The following is a 3,805-nucleotide window of genomic DNA, read 5'->3' on the forward strand; positions in this document are numbered from 1 at the left end:
GCTTTCATCTCCTCGTAATCGAATTCTTCTTGCTTTTCTTTCATTTTAAACTGTGACTAAGTTAACATTTTATAACTCTTGACACAGTTGATTTTACAGTCTCTTTGGCCGGGCTTATCGAACGGCTCGCCGATGAGCCGGAAATGGGTACCGCCCTCGGCAACAGCTTCTACAAGATACGCCTTGCCATCGCCTCCAAGGGCAAAGGGAAGTCCGGCGGGGCGCGGGTGGTCACCTACGTGAAAGTGGCCCGCAACACCGTCTACCTATCCTCCATCTTTGACAAGTCCGAAAAAAGCACCATAACGGACAGGGAACTCGAACAGATTTTCAAACTGATTCCATAGAAAAGCCCGGCGCGTAGCCAGGCTTAACCAGTCTATTCCGACAAGTGTTCTATTCTTCTTTTCTTATGTAAACCCAAGATGCTAAGTTGTCTAATTGAGAGAAGGGTTTAACAGCGTAAACACAATGCTCTTCAACTTCTTTAAAATCAATATCGGCGCATACTTCGGCAGTCACTTCACTGAGATTCTCGTAATCTTCTTCCCTTGGCTCCCTGTCCAGATAACAAATGACTTTAAGTTTACGGATATCTTCAAATCCAACAGCTACTGCTCTTACAGAAGGATAGATTTTCCCCCACAACGCCCTCTGCATTGAAATCAATAGCGCTTGCCTTATTTCTGTCTCGTTCATTTTAATGTCTTTATGGTCGTGCTGGAATGATATGAGCACCTGTGTGACTGTTCACTATAATACCCTTTGTTGTTGGCATCGCGGCCCCTGTTTGCGGATTTATATAATCACCTATCACTTTTCCGAAATCAACTCTTGTTTTCACTTCGTCTATTGCTTCTGACACCTTCACTTTGCCCGCATGGAAATCGTCCAAGAGTTGTTGGGCATCAGACTTCAAAACACTCTTGCCTTTTTGATAGTTATTGTGCCCCAAAATATGTTTACCCTGCTTACCCGCATGTATCTTTTTTGCAATGTTTCGAGTGGTAGTTCTACTGACCGTATTTACGGTCTCTTTGGTTAGCGAAGTACCGATTTTAACTTCACTTAATAGACCCGCTGTATACAGCTCAGCCAATGAAGTTCCGAAATTCCCTACCGATAGCAAGTAGTTACCATCGGAAAGATTGTTACCACTTTCGGCAGCCGCACCTAAGATTGGGATATGGTATGTCCATGTCGGCCAGCGGAAATTGTTCACGGTAACCCAAACCTCCTGCAAAATCCCCCCATTTCTTGTCGTGGTGTCCGAAGCTGCCATCCCATCCGGGTCGATATAGCGCAAAGGGTTATTCAGGGCATAGTTGTACGGAGACACGTTATCGAACTCATCCGCCAGCGGGTCCACGCTCCCCCACCTCCCGATGACCGGGTCATAGAACCTTGCGCCGTAATCGTAATACCCCGAACCGTCCTGCAGCTCCTTCCCGTTGTAAAGATAGCGGTTTTTCGGCGAAGGTATGCTACCCTGGTTGTACACCGTACCGAAAGGACGGTAGTCCGCCACGAACTTGGCCATACCCGTGGCGTTTGAAGAGAAGCCGCTCCGCGTGTTGCCCAGGTGGTCGCGCAGCACATAGTCGTAGATGCCCGAGGGAAGTATACGGCCCTCCTCCATGTGGATGACGTTCAATGCACTGCCCTCCCACTCGATGCCGTCGATGTAATCCGTGGTGATGCCACCAACCACCGAACGCAGCTTCCGGCCCGTGGCATCGTACGTGTAGGTCGCCGACGTACCCCCAACCGCCCGGGGAAGGTTCAGCTCGTTGTACGTAACCGACCGGTTCACCCGCCCGTCCAGCGTCATGTTGCCGTTGGCATCATACTGGTACGTTGCGCTGCCCCCCGTGACCGTCTGCAAGCGGTTGCCCCCCGCAGCCGTGTATCCGTACGTCCACACCGCACCCGCATCACGCTTCAGCGTCGCGATGTTCCCCGAACGGTCATACGTGACCGTCTCCCCGATGCTCCCGGAAAGACCCGTAAGCAGCCGGTTCTGGCGGTCGTACGTGTAGCTGTACCCCTGGACGGCACCCGTGCCGTGCCGCCAGCTCTGCCGGCTGATGTTTCCGTTGTACTGCCGGAAAGCAGCCGCCGAGGTGTCCTCGTAGAGCAGCGTCTGCTGGAACTTCGGCGACACCGTACCCTTAAGCCACCCCCGCGCGTTGTAGCTGTAATTGACCGACTCGGCAAACGTGCTCCCGTCCGTGCTGTGCAGCTGCTTGGTCCGCAACTGGCCAACCTCGTTGTACAGGTTGCGCGATACAAGCGTGCGCGTACCCGTGTTCAGCCGCTTCCAGGTATCCACCGGACGCCCACGGTGGTCGTACGTATGCTCCGTCCTGACGGTGGCCGAAAGGCTCCCCCCGGCGTAATGACGCCGCGTGCTGTTCAGCACCTGCCGCGTGAAGCTGTACTCCGTGGCGATGTCGTCATAGTTATTCGCCGCGGCCGTGCCCCCCCGGTAATGCTGCCTGACCTCCCGTACCGCGTTGCCGCGGTCATCGTAGTACACCGCGCTCCACAGGTACTGCGACGTGCCCAGCACTTGCACCCGAGACACCGTCGGCAACCCCCTGGTCATCGTGCTGTAGCCCCCGGGCCGGTACGCCCCGGGCAGTCCCGTGAAGCCCGCAACGTTGTAGTCGTCATAGAACTGCTCGGTCAGCACCGTCATCCCCGTGGCCGGCCACGAACGGCTCGTGTAGGCCGTACCGGCCGTGTTCCGATCCTCCCACTGGTTCCCCGAAGCCTGCCCGTCAACAAGCCCCTGCACCGCCGCCCGCTGGTCGCTGTTTGCCGCGCTCCCCGGGTGGTGCCAAAGCCCCGTCTGCACAATGCGCCCGTGCGCGTCGTACTTCGTCACCGTCCACTGCTGGGGGCTCTTCCCCCGCTGCACAGCGTCCTGCGTGGCAACCACCTGGTCCAGTTTGTTGTAGACCAGGTATTCGCGCCCCTTGCCCGGAAGCTGCTTTTCCACTAAACGCCCCCGGCCGTCATACCGGTACTGGTAGCAGAACGCAGAAAGCTGCGCCGCCGTCGGCACCGCCGTGCCGTCCGGATTGAAATGCGTGCCACGGCCCGGCGGCAGCACGAAGCACAGCAGCCCGAAGTCGTCGTAAACGTAGTACGTGCTCAGCACCTCGCTCCCATTGTAACCCCGGCGGAGCACCGTACGGCCCTGCTTGTCCGTGTACTCCTCTGCCGTACCGCTCCGGCCCTCCGCCTCTGTCCAGTTCTCATCGCGCCTGATCGTCACGTACAGCTCCCCCGCACCGTAGATGCCGCTCAGCGTAAGCGCCCGCGCACCAGTCGTCGCGTTCACCGTCACGCCGTAGCGCGCAACCCGCCGGCTGTTCACCCCGAAACCGCTCACCGCGTCGTTGGTGGAATGATCGGTCACCACCGTGCGGCCGGATGTGGCCGTGCGGCTCCCCGACGGCTGCCATACACTCCCAGGGAAACCCTGCTCAACCACACGCCCCAGCGGGGAGGCCTCGTACCTCCTGGCTCCGTAGGAGGGCGTGATACCACCCGAAACGGGTATCCGCACAACGCCAGCCGGGGGGCTGTTGTAATACGCAGCCTGCTGCACCGCCGCGTTTGACTTGAAAGCACCGCCGGCGCCCGTGGCCGTGCCGTAGGGAAGGTAGTCTTTGTCCTGCCTCCCGAATGAATCGTAGGTGACCGGCGTGACCAAATCACGCTGACCTGTGCCGCCCGAAGCCTTCACCCCGACGGACTGCATCTCCCTGCCAAGCCCGTCGTAGTACGTGATGTC

3 protein-coding genes are annotated in these 3,805 nt (G+C 57.6%); 1 reads left to right on the forward strand and 2 read right to left on the reverse strand.

Annotation, left to right across the window (positions count from 1 at the left end):
- Window positions 1–104 precede the first annotated feature (104 nt).
- Complete coding sequence (locus ACFOET_RS05520; protein ID WP_379020403.1) at window positions 105–347, forward strand: type II toxin-antitoxin system RelE/ParE family toxin; 243 nt, start codon at window positions 105–107, stop codon at window positions 345–347.
- A 49-nt stretch (window positions 348–396) separates the two neighbouring features.
- Here the strand turns inward: ACFOET_RS05520 and ACFOET_RS05525 are convergent, their stop codons facing one another.
- Both ACFOET_RS05525 and ACFOET_RS05530 read right to left on the reverse strand, forming a co-directional pair.
- Entirely contained in the window at window positions 397–699 is a 303-nt protein-coding gene (locus ACFOET_RS05525) for a hypothetical protein (RefSeq protein ID WP_379020405.1), read from the reverse strand.
- Between the two features lie 10 nt (window positions 700–709).
- On the reverse strand, window positions 710–3,805 hold a 3,096-nt coding region (locus tag ACFOET_RS05530), incomplete at its 5' end, for a DUF6443 domain-containing protein (RefSeq protein ID WP_379020407.1).

This window comes from Parapedobacter deserti (genome assembly GCF_042646065.1).
Taxonomy (GTDB): Bacteria; Bacteroidota; Bacteroidia; order Sphingobacteriales; family Sphingobacteriaceae; genus Parapedobacter; species Parapedobacter deserti.